At 52.6% G+C, this 24,810-nt stretch carries 23 protein-coding genes; 8 read left to right on the top strand and 15 right to left on the bottom strand.

The window, feature by feature from the left end; all coding sequences use genetic code 11:
- Nucleotides 1-52: 52 nt before the first annotated feature.
- On the top strand, nucleotides 53-1,714 hold the full coding sequence (locus ACJJIE_RS18770) for an alkaline phosphatase D family protein (RefSeq protein ID WP_444892634.1): 1,662 nt from the start codon (nucleotides 53-55) through the stop codon (nucleotides 1,712-1,714).
- A gap of 68 nt (nucleotides 1,715-1,782) precedes the next feature.
- Here ACJJIE_RS18770 and ACJJIE_RS18765 read toward each other — a convergent pair whose 3' ends face one another.
- Both ACJJIE_RS18765 and epmB read right to left on the bottom strand, forming a co-directional pair.
- Entirely contained in the window at nucleotides 1,783-3,870 is a 2,088-nt protein-coding gene (locus ACJJIE_RS18765; protein WP_444892633.1) for a GGDEF/EAL domain-containing response regulator, read from the bottom strand.
- 381 nt (nucleotides 3,871-4,251) lie between these two features.
- On the bottom strand, nucleotides 4,252-5,292 hold the full coding sequence (gene epmB / locus ACJJIE_RS18760) for an EF-P beta-lysylation protein EpmB (protein ID WP_282934551.1): 1,041 nt from the start codon (nucleotides 5,290-5,292) through the stop codon (nucleotides 4,252-4,254).
- Nucleotides 5,293-6,043: 751 nt separating this feature from the next.
- Here epmB and ACJJIE_RS18755 point away from each other — a divergent pair.
- From ACJJIE_RS18755 to epmA, 4 genes are all read left to right on the top strand, one after another.
- Nucleotides 6,044-6,754: an iron-containing redox enzyme family protein gene (locus ACJJIE_RS18755; protein ID WP_444892632.1), complete on the top strand. Its 711-nt coding sequence runs from the start codon at nucleotides 6,044-6,046 to the stop codon at nucleotides 6,752-6,754.
- A gap of 202 nt (nucleotides 6,755-6,956) precedes the next feature.
- A complete protein-coding gene (locus tag ACJJIE_RS18750) occupies nucleotides 6,957-7,751 on the top strand; it encodes an aldolase (RefSeq protein WP_444892631.1) in 795 nt (264 codons plus the stop codon).
- Nucleotides 7,752-8,064: 313 nt separating this feature from the next.
- Complete coding sequence (gene efp / locus ACJJIE_RS18745; RefSeq protein WP_108731510.1) at nucleotides 8,065-8,637, top strand: elongation factor P; 573 nt, start codon at nucleotides 8,065-8,067, stop codon at nucleotides 8,635-8,637.
- Nucleotides 8,638-8,690: 53 nt separating this feature from the next.
- The gene (gene epmA / locus ACJJIE_RS18740; RefSeq protein ID WP_444892630.1) at nucleotides 8,691-9,644 is read left to right on the top strand and encodes an EF-P lysine aminoacylase EpmA; all 954 of its coding nucleotides are present in this window, start codon (nucleotides 8,691-8,693) and stop codon (nucleotides 9,642-9,644) included.
- Here the strand turns inward: epmA and ACJJIE_RS18735 are convergent.
- From ACJJIE_RS18735 to ACJJIE_RS18685, 11 genes are all read right to left on the bottom strand, one after another.
- Entirely contained in the window at nucleotides 9,631-10,443 is an 813-nt protein-coding gene (locus tag ACJJIE_RS18735) for a GNAT family N-acetyltransferase (protein ID WP_282930216.1), read from the bottom strand. The two genes, epmA and ACJJIE_RS18735, sit on opposite strands and share 14 nt — an antisense overlap.
- 92 nt (nucleotides 10,444-10,535) lie before the next feature.
- Entirely contained in the window at nucleotides 10,536-11,363 is an 828-nt protein-coding gene (cysE, locus tag ACJJIE_RS18730; protein ID WP_413664156.1) for a serine O-acetyltransferase, read from the bottom strand.
- Between the two features lies 1 nt (nucleotide 11,364).
- Nucleotides 11,365-12,351 carry an SrkA family protein kinase gene (locus ACJJIE_RS18725; protein ID WP_444892629.1) on the bottom strand — a complete coding sequence of 329 codons (987 nt, stop codon included), beginning with the start codon at nucleotides 12,349-12,351 and terminating at the stop codon, nucleotides 11,365-11,367.
- 159 nt (nucleotides 12,352-12,510) lie between these two features.
- Nucleotides 12,511-12,981 carry an ankyrin repeat domain-containing protein gene (locus tag ACJJIE_RS18720; protein ID WP_444892628.1) on the bottom strand — a complete coding sequence of 157 codons (471 nt, stop codon included), beginning with the start codon at nucleotides 12,979-12,981 and terminating at the stop codon, nucleotides 12,511-12,513.
- A gap of 56 nt (nucleotides 12,982-13,037) precedes the next feature.
- Nucleotides 13,038-14,537: a catalase gene (locus tag ACJJIE_RS18715; protein WP_444892627.1), complete on the bottom strand. Its 1,500-nt coding sequence runs from the start codon at nucleotides 14,535-14,537 to the stop codon at nucleotides 13,038-13,040.
- Nucleotides 14,538-14,702: 165 nt separating this feature from the next.
- Nucleotides 14,703-15,089 carry a DUF6632 domain-containing protein gene (locus ACJJIE_RS18710; RefSeq protein WP_444892626.1) on the bottom strand — a complete coding sequence of 129 codons (387 nt, stop codon included), beginning with the start codon at nucleotides 15,087-15,089 and terminating at the stop codon, nucleotides 14,703-14,705.
- Nucleotides 15,090-15,114: 25 nt separating this feature from the next.
- Complete coding sequence (locus ACJJIE_RS18705; RefSeq protein ID WP_444892625.1) at nucleotides 15,115-15,492, bottom strand: VOC family protein; 378 nt, start codon at nucleotides 15,490-15,492, stop codon at nucleotides 15,115-15,117.
- A gap of 146 nt (nucleotides 15,493-15,638) precedes the next feature.
- Nucleotides 15,639-16,055, bottom strand: a complete 417-nt coding sequence (locus ACJJIE_RS18700) for a hypothetical protein (RefSeq protein ID WP_444892624.1) — start codon at nucleotides 16,053-16,055, stop codon at nucleotides 15,639-15,641.
- Between the two features lie 197 nt (nucleotides 16,056-16,252).
- Nucleotides 16,253-18,190, bottom strand: coding sequence for an acetate--CoA ligase (acs, locus tag ACJJIE_RS18695; RefSeq protein WP_444892623.1), 1,938 nt, complete (start codon nucleotides 18,188-18,190; stop codon nucleotides 16,253-16,255).
- 216 nt (nucleotides 18,191-18,406) lie between these two features.
- Nucleotides 18,407-18,772, bottom strand: a complete 366-nt coding sequence (locus ACJJIE_RS18690) for a cupin domain-containing protein (protein WP_282930222.1) — start codon at nucleotides 18,770-18,772, stop codon at nucleotides 18,407-18,409.
- Nucleotides 18,773-18,812: 40 nt separating this feature from the next.
- A complete protein-coding gene (locus ACJJIE_RS18685) occupies nucleotides 18,813-19,307 on the bottom strand; it encodes a 2-thiouracil desulfurase family protein (RefSeq protein WP_282930223.1) in 495 nt (164 codons plus the stop codon).
- Nucleotides 19,308-19,476: 169 nt separating this feature from the next.
- On the opposite strand from ACJJIE_RS18685, the gene ACJJIE_RS18680 reads away from it, so the two are divergent.
- Nucleotides 19,477-20,394: a polysaccharide deacetylase family protein gene (locus ACJJIE_RS18680; protein WP_444892622.1), complete on the top strand. Its 918-nt coding sequence runs from the start codon at nucleotides 19,477-19,479 to the stop codon at nucleotides 20,392-20,394.
- A 44-nt stretch (nucleotides 20,395-20,438) separates the two neighbouring features.
- On the opposite strand, the gene panD is transcribed toward ACJJIE_RS18680, so the two are convergent.
- Both panD and panC read right to left on the bottom strand, forming a co-directional pair.
- Nucleotides 20,439-20,825: an aspartate 1-decarboxylase gene (gene panD, locus ACJJIE_RS18675; RefSeq protein ID WP_226647099.1), complete on the bottom strand. Its 387-nt coding sequence runs from the start codon at nucleotides 20,823-20,825 to the stop codon at nucleotides 20,439-20,441.
- Between the two features lie 13 nt (nucleotides 20,826-20,838).
- Nucleotides 20,839-21,687: a pantoate--beta-alanine ligase gene (panC, locus tag ACJJIE_RS18670; RefSeq protein ID WP_444892621.1), complete on the bottom strand. Its 849-nt coding sequence runs from the start codon at nucleotides 21,685-21,687 to the stop codon at nucleotides 20,839-20,841.
- Between the two features lie 293 nt (nucleotides 21,688-21,980).
- Here panC and ACJJIE_RS18665 point away from each other — a divergent pair, with 293 nt between their 5' ends.
- Nucleotides 21,981-22,649, top strand: coding sequence for a DUF6515 family protein (locus ACJJIE_RS18665; protein WP_444892620.1), 669 nt, complete (start codon nucleotides 21,981-21,983; stop codon nucleotides 22,647-22,649).
- A gap of 236 nt (nucleotides 22,650-22,885) precedes the next feature.
- Nucleotides 22,886-24,808 (top strand): biosynthetic arginine decarboxylase, encoded by a 1,923-nt coding sequence (gene speA, locus ACJJIE_RS18660; protein WP_282930227.1) that lies wholly within the window; start codon nucleotides 22,886-22,888, stop codon nucleotides 24,806-24,808.
- Nucleotides 24,809-24,810 lie beyond the last annotated feature (2 nt).

Genomic DNA, 24,810 nt, shown 5'->3' with positions numbered 1-24,810 from the left:
TTCCAGATTCAGACTGCGGCTCTTTTATAACAAGCACTATAAGGAGAACCCCATGTCTCTGTCCCGGAGGCGGTTTCTACAATTTTCCGGCGCAAGCCTGGCGGCCCTGCCCCTACTGAAAGCCTACGGTTCCGGCCAGGAGCCTTTCCAGCACGGCGTGGCCAGCGGTGACCCCCTGGCAGATCGCGTAATTCTCTGGACCCGTATCACCCCATCCGCCGATCCGGAATTCCAGTCCATGGTGCCCTACACCTGGCAGATCGCCCTGGACCCGGAAATGGCCATGGTGATCAATAGCGGCAGCGGTATTACCGGGCCCGATGTGGACTACACCATCAAAGTGGATGCCAGCGGTCTGCAACCCGGCACCAGTTACTACTACCGTTTCTACTCTAACGGTATCGACTCGCCCATAGGCCGCACCCGCACCCTGCCCATCGGCCATGTGGATAAGCTGCGCTTTGCGGTTACCAGCTGCTCCAACTATCCCATGGGTTATTTCAATGTTTACCGGGAAATTGCCCTGCGTGCAGACCTGGATGTGGTACTGCACCTGGGGGATTACATCTACGAGTACGGACCCGGTGGCTACGGTACCGGCACGGGCCTGGGGCGAGAGCCAGTCCCCGCCAAGGAAATGGTGGATATTCAGGATTACCGCCTGCGCTACGCCCAGTACCGCTCCGACCCGGATTTACAGGAGGTACACCGCCAACACCCATTTATCTGTGTCTGGGACGACCATGAAACCACTAACAACGCCTGGGCCGGCGGGGCTGAAAACCACAATGTCCAAGATGGCGAGGGCGACTGGTTTGTACGCCGCTCGGTAGCCAACCAGGCCTACTTCGAGTGGATGCCCATCCGCGATAACGGCATCTTTGATCTATTTGGTGACAGGGCCATCTACCGCAGCTTCCGCTTCGGCAACCTGATGGACCTGATGATGCTGGATACCCGCATCGCCGCGCGCTCCGAGCAGGCCAACTGGTTCGATCAGCAGACCGCCGACGACCCGGAGCGCAGCATCCTCGGTACCCAGCAGGAACAATGGCTGCACAGTAGCCTGACCCAGTCCCAGTCGGATGGCGTACGCTGGCGGGTATTAGGGCAACAAGTAATGATGGCGCAACTCACCCTGGCTCGGGATTTGTCTGTGAATATGGACCAGTGGGATGGTTACACCGCATCCCGCGAGCGCCTGTTCGACCACATTGCCGACAATAATATCGACAATTTTGTCGTCCTCACTGGAGATATCCACAGCTCCTGGGCCTGGGACCTGGCCAGCAATCCTTTCAGTATTTTGAAATACGGGCGCCTGACCGGACGCGGCGCCCTCGGCGGAGAATTTGTCACCCCCGGAGTAACCTCCAGCTTCCTGGACAAATCCCACCTGACGGATGTTGCAGCGATTGCTATGGACGGGTTAATACCACACCTCAAGTGGGTGGAGATCACCCAGCGCGGTTACCTGTTGATGGATGTTTCCCACTCCCGCGCCAAGGCCCACTGGTATCACGTGGATACAGTCACCAGTCAGAATTACAACGCCAGCCTGGCAAGGATTTATAAGCAGGAAGCCGGGCAGAACCATATCCAGCGTGCCTGGAGTGAGAGCACTTCCGGCGAGCTGGTGCCGGAGCCGGCACCGCAGTATGGCGCCCTGGCTCGCAATACCATTGCGGCCCTACGCAGCCGCTACAACGTCTGATTTACAGGCAATAAAAAACCGCACCCCTGTAAAGATGGTGCGGTTTTTTAAAGGCCTACCGCGAGAGTTTATTCGAGACTGAAATCGAAGTTCATATCCTCCGCCGGCGCCTGCACATAGTACCCCTGAATATAATCAGTACCGGTCTGCCACAAAGTCGGCAGCATACTGGCCTGCTCAATATGGGGCACTATCACCTTGGTATCCGCCTCACCCAAGCGCTGTACCAATCCTGCCAGGGAGTCACTGCTCTCGCCTTCATCCTGGACCTCGCGCACGAAGGAGGGATCGATCTTGGCGATATCCACTTTCACATGCTCAAGAGCCTTGAACGGATTGAGCCCGGTGCCGAAATGACAGACTGAAACGCGACAACCCAATTGCTGGACCTGAGTGGTAAAGTCCCGGGCCGCGTGCAGGTTGCTGTTGATATCCTCCTGACGCAACTGGAAGATCACCGTTCCCGGCGCAACCTTGGCAGCTTTGAAGGCAACCCCCAGCCAGCCGGGTAAGCTGCTGTCCACCAGTGAAGCAGTGGTGATATGCAGCATCAAAGAAATATTCTTACCCTCAGCCCTGGCGGCTGCAGCGGCCTTGATCGCGGTAATAATTACCCAGCGATCCATTTTCGCCGACAGGCCCGCATCGCCGAGTTCCTGCAGGAAGGCCAGCGGCGCCAGCTCTTCCTTGTCATCGAGCATACGCACCAATACTTCGTACAGTTGCTCGCCAGTTCCCTGCAAACTGAGAATTGGCTGGTAGAGCAGCTTCAGGCTGCCAGCTTCCAGCGCTTGTACCACCCTTGCACGGTGATAGGTATCGGCGTCGGCACCACCTTCAGTATCCGGCTCGTAGAGCGCAAAATTCCCACCTTTCTTCTCTTCACCCAAGGCCTGCTTGTGAGCAGATAGCGCTTGGTCCAGCACCTGTTGCGCACCACTGGAGGCCTCACTCATCAGGGAAATGCCGATAGAAGATGTAATTTGCAGGGTTTTGCCATCTGCATCGAAGATGGTGTCGGAAATCTTCTTCAATATATCCTGCGCGCGTTGCTCGATGCTGTCCGGAGTTGTATTCGGGCTGAGCAGGCAGAAGGCATCTTCACTGTAGCGGGCCAGGGTATCGCCACTGCGTTGGCAGGACTTGAGTAATTCCGCCATGCCTTTTTGCAGAGCATCGGCACCGGCCACCCCAACAACTTTTAACACTTCATCTTCAAAGCGATCCACTTCTATCAGCATCAGACCGCCGGTATTGTGGGAGTCCGCTGCAGATTTGATGCTGGAATCCAGTACCTGCAGGAAGTGCTGACGGTTGAAAAGCCCGGTCAGCGGATCGCGGTTCTTGATATCGCTGAGCTGCGCTTCCAATTGCTCTGTATCACCCCGGCGCGAGGCAATACGCACCTGCAGACAACGCTCATCGTCGTAGGTGGTACTGAGTACCTCTGCGCGAGTGGGCAGGGATTCGCCAGAGGCGGTCTTAGCGGTAAATTTCCACTCTTTCGCCTCCAGCTCATTGTTGTCGATAGCGCAGCTTTTGAGGAATTCACGCCCCTCTTCCTGCTCATTTTCAGCCAGCATATCAATCAGTGGCTGGTATTCGATGTCCTCGCCAGAATCGTAACCAAAGCGCTCTGCAAGGGAGTCATTGGCGTAGACAATCAAGCCATCAGAAATATAAGCGATGGCATCTTTGGAGCTATCAAGTAGCTCCTTGGCACGGTTAAGGGTCGCGTGATAGCGGCGGTCGTGTAGGCGAGCCTGACGGCGATTGGCGAGCGCCCCCAGCTCCCGCTGTATCACAAAGAGAAGGTGTTGGTCTTCATCCACCACTACGACATCGCGGGCTCCGAGCTTCAAACCTTCCACCACGGGTTGGGCACCGGTGCGCTCGGTCAGCATAATTACCGGGACATCTTTTTGCAGCTTGCTGATGGTGCGCAACGCCACTGAGGGGGGCACCTGAGTACTGCTTTCAGCCGCGATCACTAAATCCCAGGTTTTATCCTGGAGCAGGCGGTTAAACACAGCCTCGCTGGCCACATGCTGTGCTCGGTTGGGACGGCCTGCGTTGTGCAGCATACTCACAAGGCGCTGGGCTTCCGACGGGGTATCGTGAATCAGGAGAAGTCGTATTGTGTCGTTGCTACTCATTATTTGCTCTATTTTTTTAATGGCGGCACACAGCTACCGCTGGCGGTAATTTTAGGGGGCGTCAAGGATGGCATACAAGGGTAGATCAAACTGGTACCTGTGATCTAAATCACACAACGCTCCCCTATAAAAGCTTCCGCCTTTCCCATTTGCGAAACCACAGCCGCTAACCAAACTTTCCCAACCTAAGAAGCCCCTGAATACAGCGCTATAAAGCGAAATAGCAGCTGCTGAATAGGTCGACCGGCCAACTATATCTGGCACGGGCGTTACGGGGTTAGCCTAGATCAATTTGGCGATATTTATTCGCCCAACCTATTTCTCTTCATGAAAATCCCTGTCGAATACACAAAGACAACCCTTACAGCTATCAGCTGAGGTTTAGCTATGCTCAGCAACTACCGGGGACTTTGATGGGACGCCGGGGATTTCACGCACCAGTTTGGGTACCAGATAACCGGGTAACTGCTGGCGGAGATGTTCGATTAACTCCAGCGCTTTCGCATCAGAGACTTCAAAATGTGCGGCACCATTTACTCGATCCAGCTGATGCAAATAGTACGGAAGTACTCCTACTGCAAAGAGGGATTCGCTCAACGCGCCCAGCGCCTCACGACTATCATTGACGCCTTTCAATAGCACCGCCTGGTTGAGCAGGGTAACCCCTGCGCTTCGCAACTTTTGCAGTGACTCCCGCACCTCACTATCAATTTCATTGGCGTGGTTGCAGTGCAACACCAGCACGGGCTTCAAGCGGGAACCAGTAAACCAATCCAGCATTTTCTGGTTTACCCGGCTGGGAGCAACTATCGGGAGGCGGCTGTGAATTCGCAGCTTATCCACATGGGGAATGTCGGCCAGCTCATCAGTGAGCCAGGCCAATTGACGGTCACTCATTACCAAAGGATCACCGCCGCTCAGAATCACTTCGCGCAGCTCAGTGCGCGCGCGAATGTAGTCTAGAGCTGCCAGGCTCTGTCTGCGAGTTAAGTGGTTGTCGCCGTATGGGAATTCACGTCGGAAACAGTAACGACAATTGACCGCACACTGGCCCGCAGTGATCAGCAGTAGGCGCCCGTGGTATTTGTGAACAACTCCAGGCAGAGGGTTAGCTTCTGCCTCTTCGAGAGGATCTGAACTAAATCCCGGCACTTTCTCCAACTCATCCGCACCGGGTAAAACCTGTAACAACAATGGGTCTTCGGGATCGCCGCAACGCATGCGCCGGACAAAGGGGCGCGGCACGCGCAGGGAAAAGCCAGAAGCTGCTTGCAAGGCCTTCGGGAGCTTATGCGGGTCTAGCTGTAGTAATTGAATCAACTCTGCCGGATCAGTGACCAGATCAGACAACTCATCCTGCCAGCAGCGGGATTCCTGTGTGTCGATTAGCTCTATACCGGGGGCCGATGATGACGCCATCATGGGAATACACTACAAAATAAGAGATTGTATCAGATCCCCCGCTGCATTCTCCCGCTACCACTGACAGTGACGCCCCACATAGGGTGCCGTGACCAAGTAGACATGAGAATTCGCACAACTTCATTAAATAAACGGTATCTGTTTCAGCCCCTATCTAGCGAGTTAGTTAAGCCCTCAAATCGATTTCCCAGGGTAATTACATAAACTGAATTTATCTTTTCAGAAACTCCATAAACATAACCAACAAATCTCCATCAATCTTCTACGGAAAAATATCGGATAGTTGGACTATATCTTTAAGCAACCAGAACCTTAACTCTTCTTTACCTGATTTTAGGAGTAGACTCATTATCGGCGAAGCAAGTATTCACTCCACCTACCAATAAAAACTCCTACCTCACAAAACACTCCACTGCAATAAAGAAAATCTACACAGTCGACATTTCTACAGTGAATTCAGGGAGCAAAAAACATCCCCCCTTGATAAATCCGGCAAGGATAAAGCAAAGCAAAAATTATTTATTAATAAAATTTTTATCACTAGAAAAAACATCTTCCAAAAACCATCAGCAAATATCAAAAAATTCATAATTCCCTTATTCACAATAGGGATAATTCGGTGTTAATTTAAACGTCGACAAAGAGAAACCACTTTGTCAGCCCTGCCATAGGCGGGCACTACCAAGAAATAAATAAAACACCTAAAAGGTGTTCAAACAGTAAGTTTAGAATTACAAAAAGGAATTACTCAATGGAAATGCAGCTTGAATTGCTTGAAGCCAATAAAGACCTACTGATTGAGCAAACTCGCGCACATCCTTTCTTGAAGCGTTGCCGTGAAGGTTCCATTACGCTGGACGAATTAAAAATATTTTTGGTTCAACAAGGGATCTACAGTGGATTTTTTGTTAGATACCTCTGTGCAATGATGGCAAACCTCCCGAGTAACCACGAAGTCCTGGAGCTAGCCGAAAACCTAATGGAAGAGCTGGGCCTGGAACCAGATAGCCCCAAACCCCACGCAGAAATCTATCGCGAAACCCTCGAGCATTTTAATTTGACCCTGGAAAACGCGGAAGTTTTACCAGGCACTCAGCACCTGATCGATACCATGTTCAAAAACTGCCGGGACCTCAGGGCCAGTGCAGGGTTGGGTGCCCTATGCCTGGGAGCCGAAGCCTTGGTACCCGATTTATATACAGATATTGTTGCCGGATTCCGCTCTTGCGGCGTATCCGATGCAGAAATGCAATTTTTCCTGCTGCATATTGAATGTGATGACGGCCATGCAGAAACCATTCGCAATATTATGGTGGATATCGGCTCCAAGGATCCCAGCCAACTGGACATAATGCTTGAAGCCGGGCGCCACCTTGTAGAGGCCCGCTTACAATTCTTCGATTCTATTGAAACCGCCTACCACTCCACTAAACATAAAAAAGCTGAAGCTGTTACAGCTTAACTAGCAAGTACTTATCAACCCACTCACAGGTGTTGTTGGAGAAAGCACGGGCATAGGGAAATGCCACCAACATAAATTCGACAGAGATCGAATCATTTTGAGTTAGGTTTTTGAAAATTATTCTGCGATAAGAAAATAAAAAAGGAAAATTTATTAAATATCACAGAATTAATATGACTTGCTGTGAGAATTGGAGATAACAATGGCTGAAACACTATCACTGGCAAAAAACGAACTGGTTGAACGAGCCAGTGAAGCAATGAAACAGCACCTCAGCACCCCCGAGTGGTCTCTGAGAGAAAAGCTTGCGCTGACTTGTCGAATTTTATTTAACGATGGCCACGACTCCGGCCTGGCTGGGCAAATTACCGCCCGCGCAGAAAAACCCGGTACTTATTACACTCAACGCCTGGGCCTCGGCTTCGATGAAATTACCTCATCCAACTTATTGGAGGTCAACGAAGACCTCGAAGTACTGTCCGGAGAGGGCATGGCCAATCCAGCCAATCGCTTTCACTCCTGGATCTACCGGGCGCGCCCCGATGTAAACTGCATCGTGCATACCCACCCCATGCACGTATGTGCGCTTTCCATGCTGGAGCGCTCGCTAAAGATTTCCCATATGGACGCCTGCATGTTGTATGAGGATATTGCCTTCCTCAAAGACTGGCCGGGTGTACCCGTGGGTAACAGCGAGGGCGAGCTGATTTCCGCCGCTATTGGGGACAAGCGCGCAATCCTACTGGGACACCACGGCCTGATTATGGCCTGTCGCTCTGTAGAGGAAGCCTGTGTAATGGCGGTTCAGTGCGAGCGCGCTGCCAAACTGCAAATACTGGCTGAATCCGCCGGCACCATCCAGGATATTGATCCCGAACTGGGCCGCGAAGCCCACGACTGGATTCTCCAGGAAAAACGCACGCAAGCGACTTTTGCTTACTTTGTGCGCCGGATGCAGAGAAAAGGTTATGGCGGCGGGGACGACCCATTAAGTTAAGTGCTTTTGTGCAATGGGCCAAGGCCCATTGCACTGCCGGTTGCAGCAATAATTGCAGCTTGGCTATAACAACCGAAGCGCCTCCCCTCCATTTCTCTCTGGCTATTCGTTCAAGCTCCCACCCTCCTGTATAATCCCGCTCCATCATGCAGGGCTGGCGGTGAAGTCTCTTTTCCCCAGCCAGACGAGTTACCTGCGGCTACCATTTGTGGCGGAAGCGGAGGGCGTTAGCCCAGCCTTGGCCGGAATCGGCTAGAAACAAAAAACTCGTTAAAAATCATATAGATAAATGACTTAAAGGGCTCTATTTGCTATGGCTAGTTACTCCACTAACGAATTCAAGGGCGGCCTCAAGGTGATGCTGGACGGCGACCCCTGCTCAATCGTGGAAAACGAATTCGTCAAACCTGGTAAGGGCCAGGCGTTCAACCGCGTGAAGCTTCGCAACCTGAAAACCGGTCGCGTATGGGAACGCACCTTCCGCTCCGGTGAAAGCCTGGAAGCTGCGGACGTGATGGATCGCGAAATGGAATACTTGTACAACGATGGCGAGTTTTACCATTTCATGGAGCCCGAGACTTTTGAGCAGCACCAAGCCAGCAGCGATGCTGTGGGCGATGCTTCAAAATGGCTCAAAGAGCAGGATATCTGCACTGTAACCCTGTACAACGGCTCTCCGCTGGCAGTTACTCCGCCCAACCACGTTATCCTGGAAATTACCGATACCGATCCGGGCCTGCGCGGAGACACCGCCCAGGGCGGCACCAAGCCGGCCACTTTGGCTACCGGCGCTGTTGTGAAGGTTCCTCTGTTCCTGGAAATCGGTGAAACCATCAAGGTAGACACCCGCACCGCCGAATACCTGGGCCGTGCCAAGGAAGACTGAGCACCTCCTCTCCTCGAGCGGCCTACGGCCGCTCACCTCCAGAGCTACCCCCCATGAGCACAGATACCTGGCGCCCCACCGCCACTATTGCAGCCCTGCGCCAACGCGCTGCGCTACTCGCTGAAATACGCACATTTTTTGCTGAGCGAAATGTTGTAGAAGCCGAAGTTCCGGTGCTATCCCAGCGCGCCACCAGCGACCCCCATATCGAGTCCATCACCACCGAATGCCGGGGTGAAAGCGCCTACCTGGCCACCAGCCCGGAATTTGGTTTAAAGCGTTTACTCGCCGCAGGACTCGGAGATTGCTACTACTTGGGTAAGGCTTTTCGCCAGGGCGAATCCGGCGGTCGACACAACCCCGAGTTCACCATGTTGGAGTGGTACCGCTGCGGTTGGGACGATCACCAACTGATGGAGGAGGTCGCCAAGCTGCTCTGCGGTATTTTGGCGACGGACCAGGTTCAGTCCCTCAGTTACCGGGAATTGTTTTTACAAGAGCTGCAACTGGACCCCCACAGTGCCAGCGAAGCCGAGCTGATTTCCTGCGTTAAGCGGGAAATGGAATTGTCTTTTGTACCCCGTGAACGCAGTGAGTGCCTGGACCTGCTGATGAGCCACCGCCTGGAACCCACCATGAGGGAGGGCATCACCCTGCTCTACGACTTCCCCGCAGAGCAAGCGGCACTGGCAAAAGTCGTAGCGGACGAACAGGGGACCCCCGTCGCCAGGCGCTTCGAAGCCTATGTCGGTGGATTGGAACTGGCCAATGGCTATTGGGAGCTGACCGACAGCGTGGAACAGCAGCGCCGCTTTGAAAAGGATCTGGAATACCGCCGTGCTAACCAGCGCCCTGTACACCCCTTTGAAGAACGTCTGGTTGCGGCCCTGGATCAAGGCATGCCCGAGTGCGGCGGGGTCGCGCTGGGAGTCGACCGACTGCTGATGTTAAAAGCCGGTTACCAATCGATTGATGAAGTTATCGCCTTCCCTTTCAGTCGGGCTTAGCGGCCGCCGGCGCCGGAGTGTATTGATAGCGGGCAACCTCGCCAACTGCAAAAAAGCCACTATCGAGCAGTAGCTGCTGACGATCCGCCGGCACTAAAGCCACCAGATTTTTATGGTGGCTACCCTGGGCAGCGGTTAGCAGATGCTTGAACAGGGCCCGACCAATCCCGCGACCCCGGTAGTCCGGAAGCGTCACCATGTCATAGAGTCCCAGTGCATCCGCTGCCGCAAACAGGCACCCAGCGGCAACCGGCACACCATCCAGCTTAGCGAGAAATAATTTCAGTCGCCCGCGTCGCTGCTCGGGAATTTCCTGCAGGCCCTGATAGAAGTGCGCCAACTGTGCCCCCTCCAGCTCCCCTGCCGCCGCTGCCTGCACCGCGCCGTAATCAGGCAAGGCCTCCTTTTTCACCGCACTAATAGTCAGCTGTTCCACTACCGGAACCTCGGCAACGCTGAGTCGGGGTATCTCGGCGGCCATAGCTACCAGGGACTGGCGCCGCTTTAGCCCAAGCTCATCCAAAGCGTCATTGTCCAGGGGTTTGGAGGCACTGTGCCAAAGAGTGAAGGGGCTGTGCCGCTCGGCAAAATAATCCAGCGCAAAACGCTGAATAATGCGCGGTGGCATTACCATATTGGAAATCACCTGATTGAGCCCAATGGAAGGCAGGCCGCTATCACTGCGGACAATACCTGTAATTTCCTTGGTGCAATCCGGAGTTACCAGGCTCGCGCGGTAATCCGCATAAGCCTCCAAATTTCGGCAGGTAAGATTTTTAGCGCTGAGACTATATTTCATGGGTCAAAGGATAGTGCCAAGAACAGTGCCGTTGCATCATTTCCCCAGTGATCCCAGCCCCGCAGCCGGTGTTCGCTACGGGGCGACAAGCCTTACTTCTGTACTTGCGACAGGGCACACTGATCCATGGATAATGCCGGTTCAGCACAGGTGGCTGCCCCGACAACTTTTGCCGGCACTCCGGCCACTAACACCTTTGCCGGTACCGTTTTAAGAACCACACTTCCGGAAGCAATTTGGGCGCACTCGCCAATTTCAATATTGCCCAGCACCTTGCTGCCCGCACCGATTAAAACCCCGTGGCGGATTTTCGGGTGGCGGTCCCCGCTCTCTTTGCCAGTGCCGCCCAGTGTAACGGACTGCATGATGGAAACATTGTTTTCCACTACAGCCGTTTCACCTATAACGATACCGGTCGCGTGATCCAGCAATATACCGTCACCCATACGCGCAGCCGGGTGAATATCCACACTGAATACGACAGAGACACGGTGCTGTAAGAACATAGCCAGGGAGCGGCGCTGCTGCTGCCACAGCCAGTGGGCCACACGGTGAACCTGCAAGGCGTGAAAGCCCTTAAAGTACAGGAAGGGCTCGTGCAGGGAGTGACAGGCGGAATCCCGCAGGTAAATTGCGTTCAAATCCGCTCGCGCCGCATGCCCTATGGAAGGGTCAGCTTGTAGCGCCTCATCGATAACCTCGCGAATTAACAGCGCCGGTGCCACCGCATTGTCCAGCTTGTTGGCCAGGTGAAAGCTGAGCGCCGCCTCCAGGGAATTGTGGTTCAGGATGGTCGCGTGTAGAAAGCTGGCCAGGATCGGCTCCCGCTCTACCTGCTGCGCCACCTCTATACGAATCTTCTCCCAGATCAGATCCGCCTCAGCCTCGGTGCATGTCGCATCCATTATTGCTTTCTCCATGTTACACAGCCCCCAGGGTCAACGGGGGCTCCAGCAGCGCAGACTGCTGCTCGCGCAATGCCAGTATATGCTCTGCCCAGTAACGGGCAGTATTAAACCAGGGAAACGCCTGGGGAAAAGCCGGGTCCTGCCAGCGTCGCGCCAACCAGGCGGCGTGGTGCATCTGCCGCAGGCAGCGCAGAGGCTCCACCAGCTGCAACTGCTGGGGATCAAAACTATAGAAGGTTTCATAGCCTTCCAACACTGCATCCAGGTAAGCGGTTTGCTCTGCGCGATTGCCGGAAATCAACATCCAGATATCCTGGATCGCCGGCCCCATCAGGCAGTCGTCCAAGTCCACAAACCAGGGAGTCTCATCCCGCCACAGGAAGTTGCCACTGTGACAATCACCGTGCAAGCGCAGCATATCCCAGTCCCGCTCAAACAGCGGGGCTATCTGTTCGATAATGTGGCCCGTGACGGAAGCGTAAGCCTCGCGGTTCTCACGTGGCAGGAAATCTCCATTCAGGATAAATTCCCGGCTATCGATTGCGAATCGCTGCAAAGTGAGGGATGGGCGATAGCTGAAAGGTTTGGCGCTGCCGGCCGCATGAATGCGACCCAACATGGTCCCCACCTGCTCCAGGTGATCAAAGTTATCCAGCTCCAACTGGCGACCACCCCGTCGGGGGAAAAGCGCAAAACGGAATCCAGCGGACTCCATTAGGGTGCGCCCATCAAACTGTATCGGTGCCACCACAGGAATTTCGGCCTCTGCCAGCTCCAGGGTGAACTGATGCTCCTCTAATATCTGCTCATCACTCCAGCGCCCCGGGCGATAGAACTTGGCAATCAACGGCTCAGCATCCTCAATACCCACCTGATAGACGCGGTTTTCATAACTGTTCAGAGGGAAAATACGCGCATCGGAAATCAGCCCGGTAGTCTCAACACAGTCGATCACCACGTCCGGCGTGAGGGCTTCATAAGGATGATGATTCGAGGTCATAGTGGGTACCAACTGGATTGCAGCTGGCTATGCTAACGCGGTCGCGGGGGCCGGGACAAACTGAGAAATGTGCCGCAAGCTAAAGCGGCCAACTCAAGAGGATTCCACGCAGGACAGGAGCGGTGACACCATCCAATGCCAACCGCACAAAAAACTGTCTTAGTCGCCATCTGCCCGCTGTTGCTGCAATAGTCGAACCATCTGGTCACGACCAAAGACTTCGGCAAAATCCTCTGCGGAGTGGCCGGCCTTATTCACCTGTTGCGAATCGCAATCCTGCTTTAGCAGGGTTCGTGCAAGGGCAAACTCACCGCGAAAAATCGCTGCCATCAGCGCAGTATTGCCACGGCGATCCTGGGCACAGGCATCTGCACCTCTCTGCAACAGGTAATCCACAGCTTCCCCGTTGCCGTTGTAAGTGGCAATCATCAGTGCGGTGTAACCTTTCGGGTTGCGGACATCCAGGGGAAAACCCGCTTGCGAAAATTCACGCAGCACCTCGGTATCGCCAATCCTGGCTGCAGCAAAATAATACTGGGAGAGTTCGGTAAAATCAGATTCCGTTTTTTCCGGCTCCCCTGCCTGAACCCCCAGGGTGAGAAAGAGTAGTGCGAATAAAAATGATCTCATAATTTCACCTGTATAAATTTAGCGGGCGACAGAGGTCGCCCGCACTTGGGTAAAAATTACCGGGCCAGTTTTTTCACGCGATCCAGATTTCCACCAACTGCTTTGGTTAAGCGCTGTCCGTAGTCCTTGTCCGCTTGGTAGAAGTGACTCAGCATAATGTGCTTAGTGTTTTCATCACTCACTTTACCCAGATCACCAGCGAGGTTTTCAATCAGATTCTGACGCTCTTCAGAACTCAGGCTGCGGTAGAAAGCACCCGCCTGGGAAAAAGGAAGTTTCTTTTCAATGGCCTTTTGCTGGGTGCTGCCATTCAATGCCTTGTTGCTATAAAGACCTTTGGGGTCCTCGGTGCGCGCATCGATACGGCTCGGCTGATAGTTCACATCTGAAGTCTGTTGGCCGTAATTACCCGCCCCATCCTGGTTCCAGTTACTTACTGCAACACGGGGACGGTTGATAGGCAATTGCTGGTGGTTGGCCCCCAGGCGATACATTTGCGTATCGGAGTATGAGAATACACGGCCCTGTAACAAGCGGTCTTCCGAAGGCTCAATTCCCGGAACAATATTGGCCGGCGCAAACGCGGATTGCTCAGTTTCCTGGAAGAAGTTAGTGGGTACACGGTTGAGTGTCATGGTGCCCACTTTGGTTTCCTTCACGTCCAACCACATTTTGGTGGCGTCCAAGGGGTTGTAATTAAAGCTGTTAAGCTGGGAGGGCTTCAGTACTTTAATAAACAGATCCCACTGAGGGTACTCGCCTTTTTCAATCGCGGCATACATATCGCGAGTTGCGTGACTGAAGTCCTTGCTCTGAATTTCTGCTGCCTCTTCCGCAGTCAGGTTCTTGATACCCTGACGGGTTTTCCAGTGGAATTTCACATAGTTCACTTCACCCTTGTCATTGATAAATTTATAGGCGTGAACACCCCAGCCATCCATCTGACGCAAGTTGGCCGGTGTACCGTAATCGGAATAGACCCAGCTCAGCATATGGGTGGATTCCGGCACATGGCTGAAGAAATCAAAGAAACGGTTGGGGTCCTGTTGATTAGTCACCGGGGAGGGCTTCAGGGAGTGAACCATATCCGGGAATTTAATCGCGTCGCGGATAAAAAATACCGGCAGGTTGTTACCCACTAAATCCCAGTTGCCTTCTTCCGTATAAAACTTGGTGGCAAATCCACGGGGATCGCGCAGGGTTTCCGGGGAACCTTTTGAGTGGATTACTGTTGAAAAACGCACAAACACTGGCGTTTTACTACCGCGCTCAAACACCGCTGCGCGGGTTAAATCACTGAGGTCAGCCGTCGCAACAAATTCACCGTGAACACCAGTTCCACGAGCATGAACTACACGCTCGGGAATACGTTCACGGGCAAAACGCTGCAATTTTTGAATCAGTTGAACATCTTGCAGCAAATTACCGCCATTTTCTCCAGCAGTTTGTGCGTTCTGGTTGTCTCCGACAGGTGCGCCATTATCGCGAGTCAATGTCTCTGCATTGGCACCGCCTATCAGACCGATAGTTAATGCAAATAAGGGTAAGTATTTCATGGGATTATTTATCTCTACTGCCATCTCTATTACAGGAGTAGAGCTTATAGGGGAGAACAATAAGCGGGAAATTAGACCTTGTTATCGCTCTTATAGCAGGGATCAATAACGGTGAGTCAGAAAGAGCAATTCAGATTTTTTAGCAAGTCAAAATAAAGTAAATGCTCAATCAGATTTTTCTTGCTTGGGCATAAGGTACCAAAGTACAGCGGCAATCAAAAAAAGTGCGGGAATATCTCCCATCAAATTGATGCGCTCTGTTTTATCCACCAATGCCTGCACCAACATAATGACGGCGTGTACAAGGCTAGACCATATAGTGAACCAAATTAAACTGGCATTTGCGGCGGGATTTTTTGCAGCGCGTATCAAGAACACCCCCAAGGTAACATAAATACCGATAATCATTTGCTCGTATTCTGGCTGCCGTGGGGTCCAGCCCCACCCTTCCGGCCAAATCCACATCATCATCGGGTAAATCGCCAGAATAAAAAGCACTCCTACAACGACCAGCGCTATTGGCAGGTATTTTGCTCGAGTTACCTCGTTCATAAATTACTCCCAAATCTCGATCGACTTATTCCTGTAAGTCCCCCGGTAAATGACACACCACTTCCAGGTTATGTCCATCGGGATCAAGTACGTAGGCGGCGTAATAATCCGGGTGATATTGTTCGTAGACAGCCGGTGCGCCATTGTCTTTACCCCCGGCCTCCAGGGCCAAGCGATAGAACTCCCTGACCACCTGCCGCTCTTCAGCGCGAAAGGCGATATGCAATTGTGGAGTGGTGCTGGTCCCTCCACGAATCCAGAGTTCCGCTTTATCCGCCCAGCCAAAGCCCGCCCAATCCTCAAACTCCATCACCAACTGGTATCCCAGCGGCATCAGCGCCTGCTGATAGAAGTCCTTACTGCGTTCATAGCTGTGCACATAAAGGCGAATATGATCAAGCATCGTATAAACCTCGGGAGGGAAGCGGATACTTCTGCAAGATAGCCTAGAGAGGGCGGCAGCGCCGACTTTTAAACGTACGAGACAAAGAGGAGGTTGTGGCAGGTGGTTCACTTCATGCAATCATACCCGCCACTGCAAGGTTGGGATTAGGGGGAGATATACCAGTGATAAATACCGTAAGAAGCGACGCCCAGACCAAAGAACAGCTGCCCCACCAACAAAACCCTGAAAGCGAAAGTGTAACGGGCCAAGTCACCTCGACGAATGGCATCGTTGGAAAAAATTCTCGCTTCCTCCGGGAATCCCATTTCCAGGGTTTTCAGTGCCGGAACTGCAAGCTTGAGAAGCTGGCGGCTGCGAATGTCCATCAGCCAAAATACAGTGACCAGTATGACCACAAACCCTCCCAGCAACGCCAGGATTAGAGGGTGGAACTCTTTCTCCATGGCAGTGAAAATCCCGCCCTCAACAAACATCGTTAACACAACAAAAAAATTAAAAACCTTGAGACGCTGATCGGCAGCGAAGCGGTAGTGATCGCAGAGGTACTGTCCCTGTTCCAAACGGAATCTCCTTAGCTGTAAATACCCTTAAAACATTATCCGGAGTTAGAGGGTTACTAACTGTGCAAAGCAGCAAGCATTTACTTGTCTATTTAGCTGAAAATGGCGCAAAAACCGGGGAGGAATTTAACTTCCTGCCCCAATGAAAAAGCCGGGCTATGCCCGGCCAATAAAGCCTTCACGCGCCAAACCTATGGTCAGCGATTTTCGCGGTGATCAATCAATGCGTCAACCACAGTGGGATCGGCAAGAGTGGAAACGTCTCCCAGATTATCCAGCTCATTGCAGGCAATCTTCCTCAGAATACGCCGCATGATTTTGCCGGAACGGGTTTTTGGCAGTGCAGGCGCCCATTGGATAAAGTCAGGCTTGGCAATTGGCCCTATCTCCTTGCGGCAGAGCTCAATTAATTCAGCCTTCAGCTCATCACTGGGCTTATGGCCAGATTTGAGCATTACAAAGGCATAAATCCCCTGCCCTTTGATATCGTGGGGATAACCTACCACCGCCGCCTCCGCCGTATCATTGTGCAGTACCAGGGCGCTCTCGATCTCCGCTGTTCCCAGGCGGTGTCCAGAGACATTTAACACATCGTCAATGCGCCCAGTAATCCAGTAATAACCGTCACTATCGCGGCGGGCGCCATCACCGGTAAAGTAATAACCGGGGAATGCGGAAAAATAAGTATCCAGCATTCTCTGGCGATTGCCGTACACATCCCGAATCATGGAGGGCCAGCTCTTTTTAATCACCAGAGAGCCTTCACCCTCCCCTTCAATCTCCCGGCCTTCACTATCCAGCAGCGCGGGCTGGACGCCAAAGAAGGGCCGGGTTGCCGACCCGGGTTTCAGAGCCATGGCACCGGGCAGTGGAGTGATCATCTGTGCACCGGTTTCAGTCTGCCACCAGGTGTCCACAATCGGGCAGCGCTCATCGCCCACTACGCTGTAATACCACTCCCAGGCTTCCGGGTTTATGGGCTCACCCACGGTGCCTAAAAGTCGCAGGGAACTGCGCTCGGTGGCTTTTACAAACTCGTCACCAGCGCCCATCAGCGCCCGAATCGCTGTCGGCGCGGTGTAGAAAATATTGACCTGATGCTTATCCACAACCTGCCAGAAGCGTGAGGCATCCGGGAAAGTGGGCACGCCCTCAAACATCAGACTGGTGGCCCCAGCGCACAGGGGTCCATAGACGATATAGCTGTGCCCAGTGATCCAGCCCACATCGGCAGTACACCAGAAAATCTCTCCCTCGCGATAATCAAAGGTATATTTGAAAGTCATGGTGGCCATCAGCAGATAGCCGGCAGTGGTATGCAGGACCCCTTTGGGTTTACCGGTAGAGCCCGAGGTATAAAGGATAAACAGCGGGTCCTCCGCTCCCATTACTTCAGGCGCGCAGTCCGGCTCCATCTCACCTATGGATTCGCCATACCAGATATCCTGCTTGCTATCCCAGTCTACTGGTGTGCCCGTATGTTTAACCACAATAGTCGTATGCACATTAGGGCAATCCACCAGCGCTTTATCCACATTGGCTTTCAGCGGTACTCGCTTACCGCCGCGAACCGCTTCATCAGCAGTGATCACCAGGCGACAATCGGAATCGAGAATACGGTCTTTCAGGGACACCGGGGAGAAACCACCAAATACTACCGAGTGCACAGCGCCGATACGGGCACAGGCGAGCATGGCGTAGGCCGCCTCCGGGATCATCGGCATATAAATACACACCCGATCCCCCTTTTTAACTCCCCGGGATTTCAGCAGATTGGCCAAGCGACACACATTTTCGTACAGGCTCTGATAACTGATCGCCTTACTGTCAGCGGGATTATCTCCCTCCCACAGAATTGCGGTCTGCTCGCCACGGCTTGCCAGGTGCCGATCGATACAGTTCACGGTCACATTCAACTGGCCATCGGAGAACCAGGCGGTATGGCCTTTGTGCAGATCCTCCTCAAGAACCTGGGTGAACGGCTTGTCCCACTGCAAAAAGTCCTTGGCCTGTTGTGCCCAAAACGCCTCTGGGCTTTCCACCGACTGGCGGTACATTGTCTCGTAGTCTTCGGCGCTAATAAGCGCATTGGCAGCAAAACCGGGGGAGACTGGGCGGGTATGCACTTCAGACATCATCTTCTCCTTTATTATTAGCGTGGCATGGCTAGCCTAGAGAAATCTGAGTTTATTAGAGCTTTATTCTTGTCACTTTATAACATAGCCGCTGCGAAACAGTCCCCTCATCTCAAAATTAGGCATGGGCCGAGGACAATCCAACGCAGGCCCTGAAAGGTGCAAGTTAATCAGACAAGCAAACAGCAAAAGAAAGTTGATTAACAGCTCAATCACTTAGATCCAGACATCATTTTTCGCAGTTAGATCTCCACCGGCATCGCCCGTATTAACAACCCCTTTAGGCTCAATCAATAGTACTTCACATTCCTGTTCAGCTCTGGGTTTATGCTCCACACCCTTAGGTACTACCGTCATCTCACCAGGTCCAAGGGATATGACACCATCGCGAAACTCGATCTGCATATGCCCGGAAACTACAACAAACACCTCATCGGTAACGGGATGATCATGCCAGGTAAATTCACCCTGGATCTTAACCAGTTTAAACTGGTAATCGTTCATCTCGGCAATCACTTTAGGGGACCAGTGCTCTGAGAACAGGTTCAATTTTTCTTTAAAATTGATAACTTTAGAATTCACTTTTATACCTACCTTTAATATGACTATATATCTGGAAAACTTATTTATCTCTGGATACTTCCAAAAGTTTTCTAAGCCTGCCCACAATATTCTGGTTAAATACCTGTATACCCTCCCTCTTCAGTAGCGCAGATACAACGCCAGAACCAACTATTTTCGCACCAGAAAAACTACCATCGTAAATATAATCACTACCACATGATGGGCTATTTTCCGTAAGTACTGCGTACTTAATATTGTGCTGCAGACACAGCTGTAATGCCCGTTTAGCTCCCCGTATAAATTGCTCAGTTAAGTCTTCGTTATTTATCCCTAAAACTTTGGCTGAGCCCGCTAAAACCTCTACACCCCTACCGCCGCTAATCTCAGCCGGCACCCTGGGAACAGGCAGTCCGGCTACAACCTCTGGACATAGAGGTACTATCTCTTGAGTTTCTATAATCCAATCAAAGTGATTGTTGTGGACCTCAACATGACTACCGTTGTAACGCACAGCACACCCCAGGAGACAAGAACTCACTAATATTTTTGCCATATACACCCGCGACCAAAGTGGACACAATAGAGAACAATGTTTAAACGATGCTTAGATTACCCATATAGATTGCCCAGCAAGTAAATTAAGACAGAAAACCGGCGAACCGAGACAAATAAATCCAAACTTAGCAAACGGCCTCTATATTAACTTACAAGAGAAATAAACCATGCAGCGCTCAATCTTTATTTTGATAAGCTACCTGTTAATAATTCCTGTGGTTAATGCCAAACAACTGGCCATCACATTCGATGACGCTCCCCGCAAAGCCGACGGTTACTTTGACGGGCCCACTCGGGCCAAAACGCTCATTGAAAGCCTGGAACAGCATAAAATCGGCAAAGTAGCCTTCTTTTCCAATACCCAATCCTTCGATAAAGAAGGATTGGAACGGATGCACCGCTACGATAAGGCTGGGCATATTATTGGCAATCACACCCATAGCCATCCCAATTTTCTGGAAACAGGGCTATCCACTTATCAAGAGGATTTTTTGCAGGCCCACCAGCTGCTTCAACAATTTGACAACTTTAAACCCTATTTTCGCTTTCCCTATCTGCGCGAGGGAGAAACTGTCGAAAAACGCGATGGTATCCGGGATCTACTACAGAAAAATAACTATCAAAATGCCTATATCACCTTAAATAACTACGACTGGTATATCGAGGAACTTTTCCAAACAGCAGTGAAAGACGGAAAACCAGTTGATATGGAGAGACTCTCCAACTTTTATGTCGACGTTCTTATGGCGAGCATTAAGTACTACGACGATATGGCAATTAAATATCTCGGGCGATCCCCAAAGCACGTGATACTGTTGCATGAAATGGATATTTCAGCCCTGTTTATTGGTGATCTGGCTGAACGACTGAGGAAGGAAGGCTGGGAGATAATTCCTTTAGAGGAGGCCTATCGGGACCCCATCGCCAAATACCAACTCGCCCAACCGATTAAATATAACCCTGGCAGAATCGGCGAAATCGCTTTAGCTAAAGGACAAAAGAAAAATCTCTGGCACTACACCCTGGACGAGTCCTACCTGGAAAAGAGGTTTAATCAGGAAGTGTTATTAATGTCTGGTCAATAAGCAGCGGGGATGCTACAGGGCACAACGCCCTGTAGCGAGAAGAATCAGGCTTCGGCTAGCTGAACCGGAATGGTATTAGTGCTGCGTTCTACCTTGTTGTTCTCATCCAGGTAGACCAGCTTGGGCTTATGGCTATCGGCCTCTGCCTCATTCATCTGCGCATAGGAGGCGATAATAATACGGTCACCCACCTGCACCCTGCGGGCAGCAGCACCGTTCATGGAAATAATACCGGAGCCGCGCTCGGCGAGGATCACATAGGTGTGGAAGCGCTCACCATTGCTCACATTGTAAATATCGATTTTCTCGAATTCGCGCAGGCCAGCCAGCTCTACCAGGTCCTCATCAATTGCACAGGAACCGTCATACCAGAGTTCGGCCTGAGTCACTGCGGCCATGTGCAACTTGCACTTCAACATTTCAATTTGCATAGTTGGATGCCCCTCAGAGTTCCAGGGAAACATTGTCGATCAGGCGCGCTGCACTGGTGTACATAGCTCCCAGGATCGTGATTTCTTTATCGTCATCTGCCGCTGGCTGTAAATCCTTGCTGTAACAGATGGAGAAGTAGTCAACTCGAAAGCCACTCTCTTCAATTCGCTTGCGCGCCTCTGTCTCGAGGTCGGCGAAATCCCGGCGTCCAGCCACAATTTCATCCTTAGCCCAGTTAAGTAACTGGTTGAGTACAGCAACCTTCGGTCGCTCTTCCGCAGTGATATAACCATTGCGAGAGCTCAATGCCAAGCCATCTTCCTCACGGTGCACCGGCGCCGCCACAATTTCCACCGGCATACACAGGTCTTCCACCATACGGCGAATCACTGCCAACTGCTGGAAATCCTTGATTCCGAAAATGGCCTTATCCGGCTGCACAATATTGAAAAGTTTCGCCACTACGGTGGTAACCCCTTCAAAGTGACCGGGGCGACTGGCGCCGCACAGGACATCGGTCATTGCCGGACAAACCACGCGGGTCTGCTGGTCCATGCCATTGGGGTAAATTTCACTCTCATCCGGATGAAACAGGAAGTCACAGTCCGCTTCGCGCAGCCTGGCCATATCCCGCTCCATAGTGCGCGGATACTTATCCCAATCCTCGTTCAAACCGAACTGCAGTCGGTTGACGAAGATGGATACCACAACCAGATCGCAGTGTTGCTGGGCGATTTTGACCAGCTCTATATGGGCATCGTGCAAATTGCCCATGGTTGGCACAAAACCGACGGTCTTGCCGTCTTTGCGGGCCTGGGCCAGCGCCTCGCGCAGACTTGCTACGTGGTGGAAGACTTGCATCTTGCTACCGCTCACTATGAATCAGCGCGGCATCATACTCGCTGAGACCAGGTGTCTCAACATAGCAAAATTGCCGTTCTCTATAAGGTTTCGCCGCAGAATCCCGCCTGTGGCCCCACCAGCCAGTCACCGCCAAAACCTGAACTACTGGTCACCAGAAGCATTATCGGCTGCCGCCGAATTTTAACGCATTCAGTTCAGGAAGTGTTCAGACCCGCCAAGGCAAACTTCACGCCAAGATACACAAAAGACCTGAATTGAAAGAAAAGAGCCCAGTGCTCGGGAGAGATGTTATGAGACACCTCACTACGGCTATCGCCACCCTAAGTCTGCTGCTGATCGCGGCACCCGCCCTGTCCGAGTCGCATCGCGGGCACCAGCGCGCCATGGACGACCACCACAAATATGGGAGAGCCGAACGCGAGCAACGCCATATAGAGCGCAACCACAGTAAGCAGCATCAGAAGCAGGAAAAAAAGCAACGCAAACAGGAACGCAGGGAAGAACGTCAGCACCGCCGCGAAGTGCGCAATGCCTATAAAGCAGGCTATAGCAAAGGTTACGATAAAGGACATCGAAAAGGGCACAATAGCGGCCATCGTCACGAGTACCGCGCCACCTACAGGCCCCGATACCGCCATGGGTACAGTGGACACCGCCCTCACTACCGTCCCTCACACTACGGTTACGGCTACCGCTGGCGTCACCTGCCAAAAAATTTCGTCAGCATCAGTATTGGTGCTGCGGGTTTCTACTACAGCGATGGGATTTTTTACCGCCCAGCTACTTCTGGCTACGTAGTAGCACAGCCCCCCCACGGCGCTATCGTGCACAGCCTGCCGGCTTCAGCGCTAACCGTAGTTGTGGGTGGACACAATTACTACGTGGCCTACGACACCTACTACCTGTGGGACCACAGCCATCGCGGCTACCGGGTTGTCCCCAGACCCGGCGTGATTTAGTACCCAATACCATCCCCCCTGCGTGCGGCCTCCGGGCCGCCTTTTTTCCAGTCTGCCTCCCTGTATTAATTGCCAATTACGGCACCCTGTCACTGCGAGCAAAAGCACCGCTGTAATACTGCTTGTCCATTTACTTTTTTATACACAAAAATTAGCGTTTTTTTATCTATAGTTATTGCTTTCCGGCCCTGCTGGGCCCAAGATTCGCGCCCGCCAAATATCAACAGAAAGGCGCCATGAAGAAGCAACAAGTAAAAGACTGGACTTGCGAAGATTCGGCCGAACTCTACGGCATCCGCAATTGGGGCGCCGGATATTTCGATTTGAACGAAAATGGTGAAATTTCACTGCAAGTCGACGGCCCCAACGGGGTATCACACAGCGTTTCCCTAATGGACATTGCCCGAGGCGCCACCGAGCGCGGCCTGGGAATGCCCCTGCTATTGCGTATTGAGAATTTACTCGAAGCGCAGATTGCCCGGATTAACGAATCCTTTGCCCGCGCTATCGATGACTGCGGCTACGGCAACGTTTTTCGCGGTGTATTTCCCATTAAGGTGAATCAGCAGTGCCAGGTGATTGAAGAAATTGCCAATGCCGGCCGCCGTTTTAATCACGGACTGGAAGCAGGCAGTAAAGCGGAGTTAATTGCCGCGCTGTCCATTCTGGATAACACCGAATCCCTGATCGTCTGCAACGGTTACAAGGACGAGGAATTTATTAACCTCGGTCTACAGGCCCAGCGCCTGGGCGTGCAGGTTTTCTTCGTCGTGGAAACTCCCTCGGAAGTAGAAACCATTATCCGCTGCGCCGAGCGCGAGCAGGTGCGCCCGAATATTGGCGCCCGGGTAAAGCTCGCCTCGAAAGTTGGCGGCTACTGGAATGCAACCAGCGGCGACCGCAGTATTTTCGGCCTGGGCAGTAACGACCTGATCGCCATGGTCGATCAACTGCGCAATCACGATATGCTCGACTGCCTGAAACTACTGCACTACCACCTGGGATCACAGGTACCCAATATCCGCGATATCCGCACCGGAGTTTTGGAAGCCTGTCGCTACTACGCCGATCTGGTGGAAGAAGGCGCGCCCATGGGCTACCTGGACCTGGGCGGTGGCCTGGCAGTGGATTACGATGGCAGCAAGACCAATTACACCCACTCCAAGAATTACTCCCTGGATGAGTACTGTGTCGATGTAGTGGAAGCCATTATGGGCACCCTCGATAGTGAGGGGGTCGAGCACCCGGTAATTATCACCGAATCCGGCCGCGCCACTGTGGCTTACTCCTCAGTGCTGCTGTTCGATATTCTCGACACCACCCGTTTCGAACCGGTGGAACTCGAACACACCAGGATCAGCGAGGGCGACCACCAGATGCTGCTCAACCTGCAGGACGCAGTGCGCAGTATCACCCCCAAAAACCTGCAGGAGAGCTACAACGACGCCCTCTACTATCGCGACGAGGTGCGCTCCCTATACCTGCACGGCCAGGTGAGCCTGCGCGAGCGCGCCAATGCGGAAAACTTGTTCCTGCAGGGCGCCCAGGATATTCGCAAACTACTGGATGAAGCCGAGGAGATTCCTGCAGATCTGCAAGCGCTGCCGGAGGTACTGTCGGATATCTACTACGCCAATGTGAGCGTATTCCAGTCGGTGCCGGATATCTGGGCTATCGACCAGGTATTTCCATTGTTGCCGATCCACCGCCTCGACGAAGCACCGACCCGCTCCGCCATCATCGCCGATATCACCTGTGACTGTGACGGAAAGATCGACCGCTTTATTGGCCGGGAAAAAGAGCAGAAAACCCTGCCGTTGCACGAACTAAAAGATGGCGAAGACTATATCCTCGGCACCTTCCTGATCGGCGCCTACCAGGAAACCCTGGGCGACCTGCACAACCTGTTTGGGGACACCAACGTGGTGAGCGTGCGCATTCAGGAAGACGGCAGCATCGACTTCAGCCATGAGATTCACGGCGACAGTATTTCCGATGTACTGAGTTACGTAGAATATCAACCCAAAGCGCTGTTCGAGCGCTTCCGCCGCCTGGCGGAACGCGCCGTTAAACAGGGGCTGATTACCGCTGCCCAGCGCAAGCAGATTCTGCAGACTTATACCGCCAGCATGAGCGGATACACCTATTTCGAAAAGTAAGT

It is taken from the genome of Microbulbifer maximicatervae (SeqCode) (genome assembly GCF_052467325.1).
The sequence above is the reverse complement of the archived record's forward strand: the minus strand, read 5'-3'. Positions and strand labels throughout refer to the sequence as shown.

What these genes read in the sequence shown, in the direction of transcription:
- epmB (WP_282934551.1), bottom strand. Translation starts at nt 5,292, where the DNA reads ATGATGGCGTCATCATCGGCCCCCGGTATAGAGCTAATCGACACACAG.
- ACJJIE_RS18755 (WP_444892632.1), top strand. Translation starts at nt 6,044, where the DNA reads ATGGAAATGCAGCTTGAATTGCTTGAAGCCAATAAAGACCTACTGATT.
- panD (WP_226647099.1), bottom strand. Translation starts at nt 20,825, where the DNA reads ATGCAAATTGAAATGTTGAAGTGCAAGTTGCACATGGCCGCAGTGACT.
- acs (WP_444892623.1), bottom strand. Translation starts at nt 18,190, where the DNA reads ATGTCTGAAGTGCATACCCGCCCAGTCTCCCCCGGTTTTGCTGCCAAT.
- ACJJIE_RS18705 (WP_444892625.1), bottom strand. Translation starts at nt 15,492, where the DNA reads ATGCTTGATCATATTCGCCTTTATGTGCACAGCTATGAACGCAGTAAG.
- efp (WP_108731510.1), top strand. Translation starts at nt 8,065, where the DNA reads ATGGCTAGTTACTCCACTAACGAATTCAAGGGCGGCCTCAAGGTGATG.
- ACJJIE_RS18720 (WP_444892628.1), bottom strand. Translation starts at nt 12,981, where the DNA reads ATGAGATCATTTTTATTCGCACTACTCTTTCTCACCCTGGGGGTTCAG.
- ACJJIE_RS18680 (WP_444892622.1), top strand. Translation starts at nt 19,477, where the DNA reads ATGCAGCGCTCAATCTTTATTTTGATAAGCTACCTGTTAATAATTCCT.
- ACJJIE_RS18710 (WP_444892626.1), bottom strand. Translation starts at nt 15,089, where the DNA reads ATGAACGAGGTAACTCGAGCAAAATACCTGCCAATAGCGCTGGTCGTT.
- epmA (WP_444892630.1), top strand. Translation starts at nt 8,691, where the DNA reads ATGAGCACAGATACCTGGCGCCCCACCGCCACTATTGCAGCCCTGCGC.
- ACJJIE_RS18765 (WP_444892633.1), bottom strand. Translation starts at nt 3,870, where the DNA reads ATGAGTAGCAACGACACAATACGACTTCTCCTGATTCACGATACCCCG.
- panC (WP_444892621.1), bottom strand. Translation starts at nt 21,687, where the DNA reads ATGCAAGTCTTCCACCACGTAGCAAGTCTGCGCGAGGCGCTGGCCCAG.
- ACJJIE_RS18735 (WP_282930216.1), bottom strand. Translation starts at nt 10,443, where the DNA reads ATGAAATATAGTCTCAGCGCTAAAAATCTTACCTGCCGAAATTTGGAG.
- ACJJIE_RS18715 (WP_444892627.1), bottom strand. Translation starts at nt 14,537, where the DNA reads ATGAAATACTTACCCTTATTTGCATTAACTATCGGTCTGATAGGCGGT.
- ACJJIE_RS18725 (WP_444892629.1), bottom strand. Translation starts at nt 12,351, where the DNA reads ATGACCTCGAATCATCATCCTTATGAAGCCCTCACGCCGGACGTGGTG.
- ACJJIE_RS18685 (WP_282930223.1), bottom strand. Translation starts at nt 19,307, where the DNA reads ATGGCAAAAATATTAGTGAGTTCTTGTCTCCTGGGGTGTGCTGTGCGT.
- ACJJIE_RS18665 (WP_444892620.1), top strand. Translation starts at nt 21,981, where the DNA reads ATGAGACACCTCACTACGGCTATCGCCACCCTAAGTCTGCTGCTGATC.
- cysE (WP_413664156.1), bottom strand. Translation starts at nt 11,363, where the DNA reads ATGGAGAAAGCAATAATGGATGCGACATGCACCGAGGCTGAGGCGGAT.
- ACJJIE_RS18750 (WP_444892631.1), top strand. Translation starts at nt 6,957, where the DNA reads ATGGCTGAAACACTATCACTGGCAAAAAACGAACTGGTTGAACGAGCC.
- speA (WP_282930227.1), top strand. Translation starts at nt 22,886, where the DNA reads ATGAAGAAGCAACAAGTAAAAGACTGGACTTGCGAAGATTCGGCCGAA.
- ACJJIE_RS18770 (WP_444892634.1), top strand. Translation starts at nt 53, where the DNA reads ATGTCTCTGTCCCGGAGGCGGTTTCTACAATTTTCCGGCGCAAGCCTG.